Origin of the sequence: Vibrio vulnificus NBRC 15645 = ATCC 27562, from assembly GCF_002224265.1 — a bacterium.
Taxonomy (GTDB): domain Bacteria; phylum Pseudomonadota; class Gammaproteobacteria; order Enterobacterales; family Vibrionaceae; genus Vibrio; species Vibrio vulnificus.
Genome location: NZ_CP012881.1, coordinates 545,785 through 560,691, shown reverse-complemented (window position 1 = coordinate 560,691; position 14,907 = coordinate 545,785). Strand labels below are relative to the sequence as shown.

Genomic DNA, 14,907 nt, shown 5'->3' with positions numbered 1-14,907 from the left:
GATTGGAGATGAAGTGGTTTCGCCCCAACTCCTTGGTTGCCAGAACGCTGTTGCTCACCTTGCTCGCAGTGGTGATTGCTCAAGGGATCGCTACCGCGATCTGGTATAGCGAGTCCAAACAGAAAGAGCTGCAAGGCATTCGCTCGGCGTCGGAAAGCATGGCGGGCATGTTTGCCTCGACGGTGACCTTTTTCCAATCCTTACCCGTGCGTTATCGCCATATCGTGCTGGATCAGATCCGCAATATGGGCGGCACACGCTTTTTCGTCTCTTTCAATAAACAGAAGCTGACCGTTGAGCCGATTGCCGACACTCCGTTGAAATTGGCTTCGGTGCTGGCCGTCGAAAGCGTGCTGCAGCAAAAACTCACCAAGGTTGCCTCAATCTCCGTTGACTTCTCGCATCCGCAAAATTTACGTTTGCTGAAAGACGATATCTATCTGCATGACTTACCTAAATCGTGGGCGCACCATACGCTCACTTTGGAGCCGATCAATCCCCCCGTGTTGGTGGTGCAGATTGAGTTAGAAAGTCACGAATGGGTCTACATTGCCGCGCTGCTTCCCGCGCCTTATTTGACCTTAGATGACACCATTTTAGGACGTGAACAGATCTTGTTCCTCTTCTTCTCAACCACGCTATTGTTAGTGTTGACTTACACCATGATCCGCCGTCAGGTGAAGCCGCTCAAGCGCTTAGCCAAAGCGGCCAATGAAATGAGCATCAATATCGAGCAGCCACCGCTGAAAGAGGAAGGGGCGAGTGAGCTGGTGACAGCCACGCGCGCGTTTAATCGCATGCAGCAGCGTATTCGCCGTTATGTGGCAGACCGAGAGCATCTTTTTTCCGCCATTTCTCACGATCTCAAAACGCCGATCACCCGTTTGCGCATCCGAGCCGAGTTGCTCGAAGATGACACCAAACGCAGCAAGTTCAATCGCGATCTCGATGATTTAGAGATGATGGTCAAAGGGGCGCTGCAGTGTGTGCGCGATACCGATTTGCATGAGAACAACGACTACATCGATCTCAATGCGATGATCGAGCATGTGATTGATACCTATAATCAGCACCACACTCAGGTCCATTTTCGTCCCATCATCATGGAGCCTATGGTGGCCAAGCCTCTAGCGATAAAGCGAGTGCTCACCAATTTGATCGACAACGCGGTGAAATATGGTGAACAAGCGGTGGTGACACTCGCGCACAGTGAGGAGTGGATTTACATCACCATTGATGACCAAGGCCCGGGAATTGCGGAAGCGCAATTAGAGGCCGTGTTTGAACCCTATTTCCGCTTAGCAAAGGACAGCGAGGGGCATGGATTAGGCTTAGGTATCTGCCGCAACATTTTGCACGGACATGGTGGAGATCTCATTATTAGCAATCTGCCGCAGGGTGGTTTACGTGCGCAAGTGCTGATTCCTAAAGGGCTGGAAGTGTAATGTAACAATGGTGTTACTTTATGGTTACGGTTTGTTGCAGTGCTTATTTCCAGTTATGGATAGACTGCTCAATATCAGGCATGACCTGATCTGTCTAATCCGATACATGGAAGATAACAATGAAAATGAAGAAAACCCTACTTACCCTCTCTCTTATTTCTGCTGCCTCTTTTGCACAAGCTGGCGAAGTAGAAGTGCTGCACTGGTGGACGGCTGGTGGCGAGGCGAAATCCGCTGCCGTGCTCAAACAAATGCTTGAACAGCAAGGTCACACTTGGAAGGATTTTGCGGTTGCCGGCGGTGGTGGCGAATCAGCCATGACGGTACTGAAAACCCGTGCGGTTTCAGGCAACCCTCCGTCTGCGGCTCAAATTAAAGGACACGATATTCAGGAATGGGGTGGGTTAGGTTTCCTCACTTCTCTCGATGCGACAGCGAAACAAGAAAACTGGGATGGCATCTTGCCTTCCGTTGTCACTAAGGTGATGAAATTTGATGGTGAATACGTGGCGGTGCCTGTCAACGTTCACCGTGTTAACTGGCTATGGGCAAACCCAGATGTATTGAAAAAATCGGGCGTGAGCTTACCAACCACCTTGGATGAGTTCTTTGTCGCAGCGGATAAAATCAAAGCGGCGGGCTTTGTTCCGCTTGCCCATGGTGGCCAACCTTGGCAAGACGCGACCGTGTTTGAAGCGGTCGCGCTGGATGTGTTAGGCAGCGATGACTACAACAAAGCGTTTGTCGATCTGGACATGAACGTCTTGTCTGGTGACAAGATGGTGGAAGTGTTCACTAAGTTCAAAAAAATGCGTGATTACATCGACAGCAATGCGCCGGGACGTGATTGGAACGTGGCGACCTCCATGGTCATCAATGGCGAAGCGGCGATGCAAATCATGGGTGACTGGGCAAAAGGTGAGTTTAGCGCTGCGGGCAAAGTACCGGGCAAAGACTACATCTGTGCGCCAGCGCCGGGGACAGCTGGCCAGTTTACCTTCAACATCGACAGCTTTGCTTTCTTTGAACTGAGTGACAAAGCCAATCAAAAAGCCCAACAAGATTTGGCTCGTACCATCTTGACCAAAGAGTTCCAAGAGGTATTCAACCTCAACAAAGGCTCGATTCCAGTTCGCTTGGACATGGATATGAGTAAGTTTGATCAATGTGCGCTTGACTCGATGGCGACCTTCAAAGCCAGCGCGAAGTCGGGTGATCTCGTGCCAAGTATGGCGCATGGCCTCTCTACCACCAGTTACGCACAAGGTGCGATCTACGATGTGGTGACCAACTTCTTTAACGACAGCAAGGCTGATCCAAAAGAAGCTGCACAGAAACTGGCGAAAGCCGTGAAAGCAGCGATCTAACCCCCTAGGCGGGCAGGTGCTCTTTGCCTGTCTGCCTATCTCAGCTGATCTTCTCAATCTGAGCGTTTGCTCGGTAGGAAGTGTTTTTCGCTACAAGGAATCGTTATGGAGCATATTTTGAGTGGGCCAACGAGCAAAATCGCACCGAAACCTTCGCTAGCTGATCGCTTGCAACACTGGTTACCGAAACTGGTGTTAGCGCCGACCATGCTAGTGACGGTGGTGTGTATCTACGGATTTATTTTTTGGACAGCGGCGCTTTCCATGACTAACTCCCGTTTTCTACCCAGTTTTAAGTTTGTTGGTTTCGACCAATATGCCAAATTGATGGAAAACGACCGCTGGGTAACGTCGATTACTAACCTAGGTATTTTTGGCGTTCTTTTCATTGCGATTGCCATCGTCTTGGGTGTCGGTCTGGCCATTTTGTTGGATCAAAACATCCGTCAGGAAGGGGCAATTCGCACCATTTACCTTTATCCCATGGCGCTGTCCTTCATTGTGACTGGTACGGCGTGGAAGTGGATTTTGAACCCAGGATTGGGGATAGAAAAACTGTTGAACGATTGGGGATGGACCACCTTTAAATTTGACTGGTTGGTGAACTCGGAGATGTCGGTTTACACCTTAGTGATTGCCGCGGTGTGGCAATCGTCCGGTTTTGTCATGGCGATGTTTCTCGCGGGTTTGCGTGGTATTGATTCCTCGATCATCAAAGCGGCGCAAATTGATGGCGCGAGCCTACCGACCATCTATTGGAAAATCATACTGCCGTGTTTGCGTCCGGTGTTCTTTAGCGCGGTGATCATCACCTCGCACATCGCGATTAAGAGCTTCGACTTGGTTACCGCTATGACTGCTGGTGGACCGGGCTATTCATCGGATTTACCTGCACTCTTTATGTACGCTCACTCGTTCACTCGCGGGCAAATCGGCTTAGGTGCCGCCAGTGCGATGATGATGTTGGGAGGCATTCTGGCCATCTTGGTGCCGTATCTTTATTCCGAGCTTAGGGAGAAGCGCGCATGAACTCTTCAGTGAACATGGCTCGATGGTTTATTTACAGCGCATTGGTCTTTTTCTGCCTAGTCTATTTGATGCCACTGTTTGTCATGGTGATCACCTCGTTTAAAACCTTGCCGGACATTAAGGCCGGTAACTTAATGAGCTTGCCACAAGAGTGGGTGTTTGATGCTTGGTACAAAGCGTGGAATGGCGCTTGTACTGGGGTGAAATGTGAGGGGGTAAAGGGCTACTTTTGGAACTCGTTTCAAATGGTGATCCCTGCCGTGGCCATTTCGACTCTGCTTGGGGCGTTTAACGGTTACGTGGTGACCAAATGGCAATTTCGTGGCTCTAATCTGTTTTTCAGCTTGTTGCTGTTTGGCTGCTTCATTCCTTTCCAAGTGATCTTGCTGCCGATGGCCGCGGTGCTTGGCAAGCTGGGTTTGGCCAATACCACCACCGGGTTGGTACTGGTGCATGTTATCTACGGCATGGCGTTTACCACACTGTTTTTCCGTAACTTTTACATCAGCGTACCGGATGAGCTAATCAAAGCCGCCAAGCTCGATGGCGCAGGATTTTTTACCATCTTCTTCAAAATCCTTCTGCCTATTTCAACGCCCATCATTATGGTCACGGTGATTTGGCAGTTTACTGCGATTTGGAATGACTTCCTGTTTGGTGTGGTGTATTCCGGCTCAGAAACCCAACCGATTACGGTGGCGCTGAATAACTTGGTCAACACCAGTACTGGAGTGAAAGAGTACAACGTGGACATGGCGGCGGCGATCATCGCGGCGCTACCCACGCTGCTGGTGTATGTGTTGGCGGGTAAATATTTTGTACGCGGGTTAACTGCGGGATCAGTAAAAGGATAAGTAACATGGCAACTCTAGAACTCAAACAGATCCGCAAAACCTACCCAAAAGCGGACCAAGAAACCTTAAAAGGCATTGATATCAGTATCGACTCTGGTGAGTTTCTCATCTTGGTTGGCCCGTCAGGGTGTGGTAAATCCACCTTGATGAACACCATAGCGGGGTTAGAAAACATTTCTTCCGGCGAAATTGTGATTGATGGTGTCGATGTGGCGCAAGTGGAACCGAAAGATCGCGACATCGCGATGGTGTTTCAGTCTTACGCGCTGTATCCCAATATGACGGTGCGCGGCAACATCGAATTTGGTTTGAAGATCCGCAAAATGGCGCAAAGCGAGATCGATGCGGAAGTGCAACGTGTGGCCGAAATGCTGCAAATTGACCACCTTTTGGATCGCAAACCGTCTCAGCTATCTGGCGGGCAGCGCCAGCGTGTGGCGATGGGGCGTGCGTTAGCGCGTCGTCCTAAGCTCTATCTGTTTGATGAGCCGCTTTCAAACCTGGATGCCAAACTGCGTGTGGAAATGCGCCACCAAATCAAACGGTTGCATCAAAAGCTCAATACCACCATCGTTTACGTGACCCACGATCAGATCGAGGCGATGACGCTGGCAGACCGCATCGCAGTGATGAAAGACGGCATCCTACAACAGCTCGGGACACCACAGGAGATCTACAACCAACCGGCGAATATGTTTGTGGCGGGCTTCATGGGTTCACCGTCGATGAACTTTATTTCCACCATGGTCGATCTCAACAATGAAGATCACCCAGTGATTAAAGTGACCGGAGAGTGTGGCCAGGAGCATCACATCAAATTGCCTGCTTCCATGCGTGAGCAAGATGGCAAACGCGTGGTGATTGGTTTGCGTCCTGAGCACATTTCCGACAAGCCGAGCGATGATCAGAGTGCGTCGACGTGCTTAGATCTGAAACTGGAAGTGTTGGAGCCGACAGGGCCAGATACGATTGCGATGATTAAAGTGAACCAGCAGGAAGTGGCGTGTCGTCTTTCGCCGGAGCTACAAGCAAAAGCCGGGGAGAGTGCCTCGCTCTATTTTGATCTCTCCAAAGCGGTCTATTTTGATGCCGAATCACAACAACGAATAGAGTTTCACTGATGAGGTTGGGTGAAACTCACAAGGGCGAAGCGTGTAGGGCGCGTTAGCCTATTATTTGCGTGTCCTCTATCGTGGCGATGCACATTATCACGGTGTCGCTATGGCATGATCGGGGGAGAATGATCAAACTAAGCTTGCGGTTTGATGTGAGGACACGCCTTCCTTTCTGCACTCATCGGTCTTGAAGCTCCTATCCTTCTGTCAGATACGCTTTCTTGTAATTGGTGTTTCTACTATCGGTTGTCCTACTATCAGCTTTCCAGTATTCCGTTTTTCGACAATCCATTTTTCGACAATCCGTTTATCTTGCCTGCCATTCGAGCTCTAAAGACAAGGAACATACCCATAGCGTTTAGTCCCCATGTGTCACTTTCCACCCTTTTGTTCTTGATTGATGTGTCATTTCCCACCCATTTTAAACGCTGCAACGGGGTGGTCTTCATGGGTTTTTATCTTATCTATCTGAATTTTAGTTGTTTTTATTTTTGGTCTGGTTATTGCTCTAACAGAAGTATCGCACCCAAAGATGGGGCGGTTCGATTAACAAGGAGAAGAATAATGTTAAAGCCTCTAACCCTACTTGCTGCTTCCGTACTTGCTGTCACCAGTTTCAATGCGGCGGCCAACTGTGACCCAGGCGAGATCGTCATCAAGTTCAGCCACGTTACCAATACCGATAAGCACCCGAAAGGGATCGCTGCATCACTACTGGAAAAACGCGTGAACGAAGAGATGAACGGCAAAGCGTGTATGCAGGTTTACCCAAACTCAACACTGTACGATGACGACAAAGTGTTAGAAGCCATGCTAAACGGCGATGTGCAATTGGCCGCCCCTTCTCTTTCCAAGTTTGAAAAATTCACCAAGAAATATCGCATCTTTGACCTGCCATTCCTGTTTGAAGACGTCGACGCTGTTGACCGTTTCCAAAACTCAGACGCGGGCGTGAAGTTGAAAAATGCCATGAATCGTCGTGGTGTACGCGGGCTAGAGTTCTGGCACAACGGCATGAAGCAAATTTCAGCCAGCAAGCCACTGATTTCGCCTGAGGACGCCAAAGGATTGAAATTCCGCGTGCAAGCCTCTGACGTGTTAGTAGCTCAGTTTGAACAACTGGGTGCGAACCCACAAAAAATGTCGTTTGCTGAAGTGTACGGCGGCCTGCAAACCAAGGTTATTGATGGTCAGGAAAACACTTGGTCTAACATCTACGGTAAGAAATTCTTTGAAGTGCAGGATGGTATTACTGAAACCAACCACGGCATTTTGGATTACTTAGTTGTGACCTCAAGCAAGTGGTGGGATGGCCTGCCTGCGGATGTACGTGATCAGTTCGCGACCATCCTAAAAGAAGTGACAGAGCAACGTAACGCTGAGTCCAACAAGGTTGAGTTAGCCAACAAGCAGTACGTGATTGAAGCAGGTGGTGTGGTGCGCACCTTGACGCCAGAGCAGCGTGAAGCGTGGGTAAGCGCGTTGAAACCTGTTTGGAAGAAATTTGAGAAAGACATCGGTTCAGATCTGATTGATGCGGCATTGGCGTCAAACAAGCAATAAATAAGAACGGGCTCTGACGGTCGAGTCAGAGCCCAGTTTTTAGCACAATAATGAGCGAATCGATTATGGAACAATCACTTTTGGCAAAAATTGGTCACTTCACCGATCGGGTAGAAGAAGGGCTGATTGCATTTTTCCTTGGTGCCATGACACTGCTGACTTTCGTCAATGTTGTGATGCGCTATCTCTTTAACGACAACATTCTCTGGGCCCTTGAACTGACGGTATTTATGTTTGCATGGATGGTGTTGGTCGGCGCGTCTTATGGTGTGAAGAAACACTTCCACATCGGTGTGGATGTGGTGATTGATAAAGCCCCACCACCGTTACGTAAAGTGCTGGCCTTGGTGGCCGTCAGTTGTTGCCTCACCTTTTCTATCTTACTTTTGATTGGCTCTTGGAATTACTGGTACCCCTTTGCGACTGAGCGTGCTTGGTATGAAACCGACGACATCCCGATGCCTGAGATGTTTCAGTTTATGTCGGATTGGTTCAATGAAGGCGAAGCGTACGAGAAGATCCCCCGCTTTATTCCCTATATGGCACTTCCCGTTGGAATGGCGTTGCTGACGTTTCGTTTTTTGCAGGTCGCATGGCGAATTCTGACCGATCAACAAGATCGCATGATCGCGGGCCATGAGGCAGAAGAAGATCTCGAAGCATTGAAAGCGGAGATGGGTGATGCCGCCGATTTGATGGGTGGTTCACGTCGCGATGGTAAGGAGCAGTAAGCGATGGATATTCTATTTTTATTTTTGTTCGTCATCGGCTTTATGCTGATTGGCGTGCCTATCGCGGTTTCTCTCGGCTTATCGAGCATTCTGTTTTTGATGTGGCACTCCGATGCGTCTTTGGCGTCGGTGGCGCAGACCTTATTTAACGCCTTTGAAGGTCACTACACCTTGTTGGCGATTCCGTTCTTTATCTTGGCATCCAGTTTTATGTCGACGGGTGGGGTGGCTAAGCGCATCATCCGCTTTGCGATTGCCATGGTGGGTTGGTTTCGCGGTGGCCTAGCCATGGCCTCGGTGGTGGCATGTATGATGTTTGCCGCGCTGTCCGGTTCTTCTCCGGCTACCGTGGTGGCGATTGGTAGCATCGTTATCGCTGGGATGATCAAAAACGGTTACTCGAAAGAGTTCGCCGCTGGGGTGATTTGTAATGCTGGGACACTGGGTATTTTGATCCCACCTTCGATCGTGATGGTCGTTTACTCTGCGGCAACCGATGTTTCGGTCGGTCGTATGTTCCTAGGCGGCGTGATCCCGGGGCTACTTGCAGGCTTGATGTTGATTGTGGCGATCTACATTGCGGCGCGCATAAAAAATCTGCCAAAACAGCCTTTTGTCGGCTGGTCAGAAGCCATCAACTCAGCCAAAGAAGCGAGTTGGGGTTTACTGCTGGTGGTGATCATCCTTGGTGGTATCTATGGGGGCATTTTTACCCCAACCGAAGCGGCGGCGGTAGCTGCAGTCTACTCGTTTTTGATTGCCAACTTCGTTTATAAAGACATGGGACCGTTTGCCGATAAGCAAAACCAACGTTCTGCGCTCGTGAAAGTGTTTGAAGCCTTCTTCCATAAAGATACCCAGCATACGCTTTTTGAAGCGGGTAAGCTGACCATCATGTTGTTGTTTATCATTGCCAACGCATTGATTCTTAAGCACGTATTGACGGAAGAACGCATTCCACAAATGATCACGGAATCAATGTTGTCAGCGGGTCTTGGCCCTATCACCTTCTTGATTGTGGTTAACGTATTGCTGCTGATTGGTGGTCAGTTTATGGAACCGTCAGGTCTATTGATCATCGTCGCTCCGTTAGTTTTTCCCATCGCCATTGCGTTAGGTATCGACCCAATTCATCTAGGCATCATCATGGTGGTGAACATGGAGATAGGCATGATCACTCCGCCTGTCGGGCTCAACTTGTTCGTCACCGCAGGGGTGGCAAAAATGTCGATGATGAACGTGGTCAAAGCCGCATTACCATGGGTGGCGGTGATGTTCCTCTTCCTCATTATTGTCACGTACGTTCCTTGGGTATCGACTTGGCTACCAACCACACTGATGGGGCCGGAGATCATTACCAAGTAACAGCGTCGCCTTACCGCAGATTCAATGCGATAAGCTCAAGTGGTAAGTCTCTGTAATAAGTACGAAATTCGTTAAACGTAACCCGCCAAAGCCCATTTGGCGGGTTTCTTTGTAAAGGGCTTACTATTTGCCTCTCAACTCGTTAGTATTCATTCGATTAATTAAATGAAATTAAAATATAGCGTTGGATGAATATGAAATTTGTATGGTCAGTGTGGCTTTTACTTACCGCGAGCTTTTCTCTGTTTGCGGGTGAATCGCTTGTGTTAACCCCCACACCAGAATGGGTTGTGAAGCAAACTTTTGACAAAGAGAATCGACGGGATCGAGTGGATGGCAGCATTTTCCTGTTAGTGGACAAACAGTACAACTTTACGTTGCCTAAGCCGACGATGTACACCCACTATGCAACCAAATCCGTTAATTCTAAAGGGGTTGAAGACAACTCTCAGATCTCCATTTCGTTTGATCCTCATTATGAAAAAGTGCTATTTCACCACGTTGATGTATGGCGCGATGGCCAGCGTATTGATAAGTCGCAAGAGGTGGAGTTAAAGCGTTTTAAGCAAGAATCCGACTTAGAAAAACTGTTGTATAACGGCACTGAAACGTATTACTTGGTTTTGAAGAATGTCCAAGTTGGCGACATTATTGACTACAGCTTTAGCATTGAAGGCGCTAACCCCGTTTTTGGTGATAAGTTTGATACATGGATTAGATTGGGTTGGTCAGTGCCAGTGGCTAAAGTGTACGCACGCAGCTTGGTTCCTGTAGACAAAGGTTTTACCATCACACGCGTTGGGAACTCAGAGTTTGGCTCATTGACGCATCGCCAAGTTGGCGCGATGGAAGAGTATGTTTTTGAAGATGGTAGAAGAACGTACGATTTTGATGAAAAGGATCAGCCAAGCTGGTTTATCCCGTACCCTTATATCAATGTGTCGAACTACGATAACTGGCAAGAGGTGGCTCAGTGGGCGCTTCCTCTTTACCCAAATTCTACCTCTGGCCGTTTGTTCGCTAAAGCGCTAGAGCAGTTGAAAGCTTTGCCTTCAAAAGAAGAGCAGATCATGGCGGCGATTAAACTTTCGCAGCAAAAAATCCGTTATTTGGGCATTGAGAATGGTATCGGCTCACACGCTCCTCGTTTGCCTGAGCAAATCTTGGAGCAAGGTTATGGTGATTGCAAAGACAAATCTTTGCTTCTGGCGACCTTGTTAAACCAACTTGGCGTTGAAGCTTATCCTGCATTAGTGAGTACCGTTCATCGCGAGAAACTCAACGAACAACTGCCGGGTCATAGTGCATTCGACCATGTTATTGTGAATTTCTTTCATCAAGGTCTTGAGTATTGGATTGATCCAACAGTAACAGAACAGGGTGATGCTTTAGATTCGATTGTACAGTCTGAGCTTGGTTACGCGCTGGTGATTAAGCCCGAATCTATTTGGTTGAGTGAGATGAATGCCAACAATACCAATCAGATCACCTCAAGTGTTGAATACCACTTCAAGCACCAAAAAGAGGGTGACAGCACGATGAAGATCACGACCCTTTACGAAGGGCACCAAGCTGAGCGTATGCGTCGCTACCTAACGGCAAACTCGATGGAAACGGTGATGGGTGAGTATGAAGACTACTATAGTCGCTTCTATCAAAGCGTTTATGCGGCGGAAGAGTTTGAGTATCAAGACGACCCTCAGAGCAATGTTGTGACCATGGTGGAAACTTACGTTCTCGAGAACCCGTGGACGGAAGGTGAAGAGAATACTGTGAGAGTGGAAGTGACGGCGGATATCATCAACAACTCGCTCTATGCGCCAGAAACTCAAAATCGTAAAACGCCGTACTACGTTGGTGCGCCTTTGACGATAGAGCAGAATATCGTGGTGAATTTGCCAGATAGACTGCAGCTCGAAGAGGAAGAGTTTTCAGTTGAGAGTGACACCTACTCGCTGGATGTTTCGATTAAGGGGGATGAAGAAGGGCTGTTACAGGTATTGGCGCAAGTTTATAAAAAAATCAACATGAACTACCGTTACCAAAGAAAAGCCTCCTCGGTCTCGGTGGATGAGCTACCGAAGTACATCAAAGAGACAAAACAAGCGAATGAGTACATGACCTACTACTTCAGCTATGCCAAAGGAAAATAAAAATAACTAAGCTCCCTCATGCTTGCCTGTTGAGTGCATGTGAGAGGAGAGCAAGGGACAAACGACATAAGGCCACCAATCATTTTGTGGCCTTTATTGTTTGTAGTTTTCTTTATCTAAACCATAGCGCTGCATTTTGTCATACAGGGTTTTTCTCGCCACTTGCAGTTTGTCCATGGTCTCTTTGATGCTGCCACCACATTCCATCAGCGTTTGCTCGATGACGCTTTTTTCAAACTCGGCCACTTGATCGGAGAGTGCATAATGCACGGTCGTGCTTGCAGGTGTCTCGCCGAGCTGCGCTAACTTGCCAAGCAAGATGTATCGCTCTGCCGCATTGCGCAGTTCTCGCACATTGCCTGGCCAATTGTGAGCTAACAGCTGCTGTAAATCGCTGGCAGAGAGCGCTGGGACGGTTTTTGCGTAACGAGCGGCAGCCACCAGTAAAAAGTGGTGAAAGAGGGCTGCAATGTCTTCTTTTCGTTCTCTTAGGGGCGGTAGGTTGAGAGTCACCACATTAAGACGATAGTAGAGATCCTGACGAAACTCGCTGCTGGCTGCCGCTTGTTTGAGGTCAACCTTAGTGGCGGCAATAATGCGCACATCCAAAGGCAGCAACTGGTTTGACCCGACGCGTTCAATCACGCGCTCTTGCAACACTCGCAACAAGCGGATTTGAGCTTGCATTGGCATCGATTCAATTTCATCGAGAAACAGCGTTCCCCCCTGAGCAAATTCGAATTTCCCAATGCGTTGACTGTCTGCGCCAGTGAACGCGCCTTTTTCGTGGCCATAGAGTTCACTTTCGATTAGGTTCTCAGGGATCGCCCCGCAATTGAGGGCGACAAAATTTTTCTCACGACGAGGACTTTGCTCATGAATAGAACGGGCAATCAACTCTTTGCCAGTGCCAGTTTCGCCAAACAGCAGAATATCGGCTTGGGTGTCAGCGATGTGACTGATGGTTTCTCTTAATTCTTGGATGGACGGCGTTTCACCAATGATTCTAGGCCCAAGGGTTTTGCTTGCTTTAAGCGATTGTCTCAGAAGCTGGTTTTCATTGGTTAACTGACGTTTTTCAATCGCTCGTTTAACGGTTTCCACCAGATGTTCAGAGGCAAAGGGCTTCTCGATAAAATCATAAGCACCGTTGTGAAGGGCTTTCACCGCCATTGAGATGTCCCCGTGACCGGTGATCATAATGACGGGCAGATCGGGGTCACGATGAATTAAGGTGTTGAGCAAGTCCATACCCGAGATGCCGGGTAGGCAAATATCGGTGATGACCACCGCAGGTTGTGTTTGCGCTTTCATGGCCAACAAGGCACTTTCTGCATCGGCGAAAAAGTTTGCTTCAATCTCGGCCAGCTCAAAACTCTGTTCCACGGCGAGTCTGAGATCGGATTCGTCATCAATAAAATAAACCAAGCTCATATTAAACCTCTGTATTGATAGTGGGGAGTGTAATGGTGAAGCGAGCTCCGCCGAGCGGGCTGTGTGACACTTGAAGCTTGCCGTTCATACCCGCCAATATCTGTTGTGAAATCGATAGGCCGAGGCCTAAGCCGTTTTTCTTTGTGGTATGGAAAGGTTCGCAAAGTTGAGCGAACTTCGCAGGATCGATGCCTGGGCCGTTATCATCGATATGGACACGGATTTGCTGCTCAAGCGCCCTGTCCACGGTGATACGCAGTTGCTTCTCCTCTGTGTTCTCCATCGCTTCAATCGCATTGGTAATAAGATTGATCAGAACTTGCTCCAGTTGAATGGTATTGATCACCAAGTGGATATCGTGTTCTGGGAAATCGGTTTCGAGTTGCACACGCGCGGATTTGAGGGAGGGTTTCATTAGCTCGTTAGCTGAGAGTAGTACGGGCATCAAGCGCGCTTCGACAAGCTCATCACCCGCGGATTTTCGTGCGAAAGAACGCAATTGTTGGCTGATTTTGGCCATCCGCTCCGTCAATGCGGAAATGCGACTGAGATTCTCATCGACACGAGGATACTTCTCTTTTTCTAAAAAGAGTCTGCCGTTATCGGCAAAACTGCGAATAGCGGCCAATGGGTTGTTGAGTTCGTGGCTAATACTGGCGGACATCTGTCCAATAACTGCGAGTTTGGCGGCTTGAATGAGTTCGTCTTGAGTAAGTCGCAAGGCTTGTTCGGTCTTAGTGCGCTGTGCGATTTCTGCTTGCAACTCGGCGGTGCGTTCCATCAAAAGGAACTCCAGCTTTTGTTTCGCTTCTTGTTGCACCCTTTCGATCTGGCGATGCTTCTGCTGTCGGTGGTAGTAGAGTTGACCAAGTAAGAAAAGAATCGCAAATACCAAGGTTTCGACCAAAAGCAAGCCAAAGGTGGTTATTACCAAGTTATGTTTTGAAGAGAGTACCCGAATCGTCAGTGCTAAGTCAGGTAAAGGCAGTGAAGAGACAATCATGGTGCCTGAACTGTAAGGCTCGCCTTGCTTGATTTCACTTTGCTTAGCGTTTAAATCACCGACGAAATCCAGTGATTCAATGCTTTTATCCAAATATTGTCGTGAATCACGAATACGTTGAAGTTCGCTCTCTGTCTTCGGTGTCAGGCTTTTAAATAACCAAGCAGGGTCACTGGACATAAACACGATCTGGTTTTCATCGTCTGCAACAAACACGCTGCGCTTTTCTCGCCAATTGTCCTCTATGGAAAGAAGTTCCATCTTCACCACCACAACCCCGATGATCGACCCTGCATAGGTGACAGGGTAGGAGTAATAGTAGCCCCGTTGGCCCGAGGTGGAACCGAGCGCGAAATATTGGCTTCGTTGACCTACGATAGCCTGTTTAAAATAAGGGCGGAATGCAAAGTTACGTCCCACAAAAGAGCGGTCAATATTCCAGTTACTTGCGGCAATAGTATTGCCGTATTCGTCAATTAAATAGGTATCCGCCGCTTGAATCACCGCGTTCACTTCTTCGAGATAGCGGTTGGTCAGATCAATCTGAGCACTGTTGTTTGGCTGTTGCAGAGCATCGATGAGAGGTTCATCTTTAGCGAGCAATTGTGGAATGTGTGCGAATTTGTCCAGTTTGTTTTGGATGTGTCCGGCGAATCGCTCTAATTGAGAATGATGCTGCTGCGTTAACGCTTGGTAGCTAGTTAGCCAAATGTAGCGGCCGCTGATCAACATGCAGAGCAGATAAATGACGAAGAACATAAGCACGATAGGTGTGCGTTGAGACATCCTGATTCTCCGAAAACAAAATCGCAGCAAGCAATGACAGCTAAGACAGGTAACGCATTCTG

Annotated in this window: 11 protein-coding genes; 9 read left to right on the top strand and 2 right to left on the bottom strand. The window is 48.5% G+C overall.

Annotated features, from left to right (window positions below; translation table 11 throughout):
• The first annotated feature begins 8 nt into the window (after window positions 1-8).
• From AOT11_RS02420 to AOT11_RS02375, 9 genes are all read left to right on the top strand, one after another.
• Entirely contained in the window at window positions 9-1,445 is a 1,437-nt protein-coding gene (locus tag AOT11_RS02420) for an ATP-binding protein (RefSeq protein ID WP_026050448.1), read from the top strand.
• A gap of 119 nt (window positions 1,446-1,564) precedes the next feature.
• Complete coding sequence (locus AOT11_RS02415) at window positions 1,565-2,812, top strand: ABC transporter substrate-binding protein (protein ID WP_017420961.1); 1,248 nt, start codon at window positions 1,565-1,567, stop codon at window positions 2,810-2,812.
• 105 nt (window positions 2,813-2,917) lie between these two features.
• Window positions 2,918-3,841 carry a carbohydrate ABC transporter permease gene (locus AOT11_RS02410; RefSeq protein WP_011078159.1) on the top strand — a complete coding sequence of 308 codons (924 nt, stop codon included), beginning with the start codon at window positions 2,918-2,920 and terminating at the stop codon, window positions 3,839-3,841.
• Entirely contained in the window at window positions 3,838-4,695 is an 858-nt protein-coding gene (locus AOT11_RS02405) for a carbohydrate ABC transporter permease (RefSeq protein ID WP_017420960.1), read from the top strand. The genes AOT11_RS02410 and AOT11_RS02405 overlap by 4 nt, the downstream gene beginning before the upstream one ends.
• A 5-nt stretch (window positions 4,696-4,700) precedes the next feature.
• Window positions 4,701-5,816 carry an ABC transporter ATP-binding protein gene (locus AOT11_RS02400; RefSeq protein ID WP_017420959.1) on the top strand — a complete coding sequence of 372 codons (1,116 nt, stop codon included), beginning with the start codon at window positions 4,701-4,703 and terminating at the stop codon, window positions 5,814-5,816.
• A 558-nt stretch (window positions 5,817-6,374) separates the two neighbouring features.
• Window positions 6,375-7,373 (top strand): TRAP transporter substrate-binding protein, encoded by a 999-nt coding sequence (locus AOT11_RS02390; protein ID WP_017420957.1) that lies wholly within the window; start codon window positions 6,375-6,377, stop codon window positions 7,371-7,373.
• A gap of 65 nt (window positions 7,374-7,438) precedes the next feature.
• Window positions 7,439-8,104 (top strand): TRAP transporter small permease, encoded by a 666-nt coding sequence (locus AOT11_RS02385; RefSeq protein ID WP_026050447.1) that lies wholly within the window; start codon window positions 7,439-7,441, stop codon window positions 8,102-8,104.
• Between the two features lie 3 nt (window positions 8,105-8,107).
• Window positions 8,108-9,469, top strand: coding sequence for a TRAP transporter large permease (locus tag AOT11_RS02380; RefSeq protein WP_017420955.1), 1,362 nt, complete (start codon window positions 8,108-8,110; stop codon window positions 9,467-9,469).
• A 194-nt stretch (window positions 9,470-9,663) separates the two neighbouring features.
• Window positions 9,664-11,622, top strand: coding sequence for a DUF3857 domain-containing protein (locus AOT11_RS02375; RefSeq protein ID WP_017420954.1), 1,959 nt, complete (start codon window positions 9,664-9,666; stop codon window positions 11,620-11,622).
• A 93-nt stretch (window positions 11,623-11,715) separates the two neighbouring features.
• Here AOT11_RS02375 and AOT11_RS02370 read toward each other — a convergent pair whose 3' ends face one another.
• On the bottom strand, window positions 11,716-13,056 hold the full coding sequence (locus AOT11_RS02370) for a sigma-54-dependent transcriptional regulator (RefSeq protein WP_017420953.1): 1,341 nt from the start codon (window positions 13,054-13,056) through the stop codon (window positions 11,716-11,718).
• A 1-nt stretch (window position 13,057) separates the two neighbouring features.
• Window positions 13,058-14,845, bottom strand: coding sequence for a sensor histidine kinase (locus AOT11_RS02365; RefSeq protein WP_026050446.1), 1,788 nt, complete (start codon window positions 14,843-14,845; stop codon window positions 13,058-13,060).
• Window positions 14,846-14,907 lie beyond the last annotated feature (62 nt).

Bases quoted from the DNA above. Each gene is read 5' to 3' on its own strand.
- AOT11_RS02370 (WP_017420953.1), bottom strand. From the start codon at position 13,056: ATGAGCTTGGTTTATTTTATTGATGACGAATCCGATCTCAGACTCGCC.
- AOT11_RS02385 (WP_026050447.1), top strand. From the start codon at position 7,439: ATGGAACAATCACTTTTGGCAAAAATTGGTCACTTCACCGATCGGGTA.
- AOT11_RS02390 (WP_017420957.1), top strand. From the start codon at position 6,375: ATGTTAAAGCCTCTAACCCTACTTGCTGCTTCCGTACTTGCTGTCACC.
- AOT11_RS02400 (WP_017420959.1), top strand. From the start codon at position 4,701: ATGGCAACTCTAGAACTCAAACAGATCCGCAAAACCTACCCAAAAGCG.
- AOT11_RS02410 (WP_011078159.1), top strand. From the start codon at position 2,918: ATGGAGCATATTTTGAGTGGGCCAACGAGCAAAATCGCACCGAAACCT.
- AOT11_RS02380 (WP_017420955.1), top strand. From the start codon at position 8,108: ATGGATATTCTATTTTTATTTTTGTTCGTCATCGGCTTTATGCTGATT.
- AOT11_RS02375 (WP_017420954.1), top strand. From the start codon at position 9,664: ATGAAATTTGTATGGTCAGTGTGGCTTTTACTTACCGCGAGCTTTTCT.
- AOT11_RS02415 (WP_017420961.1), top strand. From the start codon at position 1,565: ATGAAAATGAAGAAAACCCTACTTACCCTCTCTCTTATTTCTGCTGCC.
- AOT11_RS02405 (WP_017420960.1), top strand. From the start codon at position 3,838: ATGAACTCTTCAGTGAACATGGCTCGATGGTTTATTTACAGCGCATTG.
- AOT11_RS02365 (WP_026050446.1), bottom strand. From the start codon at position 14,845: ATGTCTCAACGCACACCTATCGTGCTTATGTTCTTCGTCATTTATCTG.
- AOT11_RS02420 (WP_026050448.1), top strand. From the start codon at position 9: ATGAAGTGGTTTCGCCCCAACTCCTTGGTTGCCAGAACGCTGTTGCTC.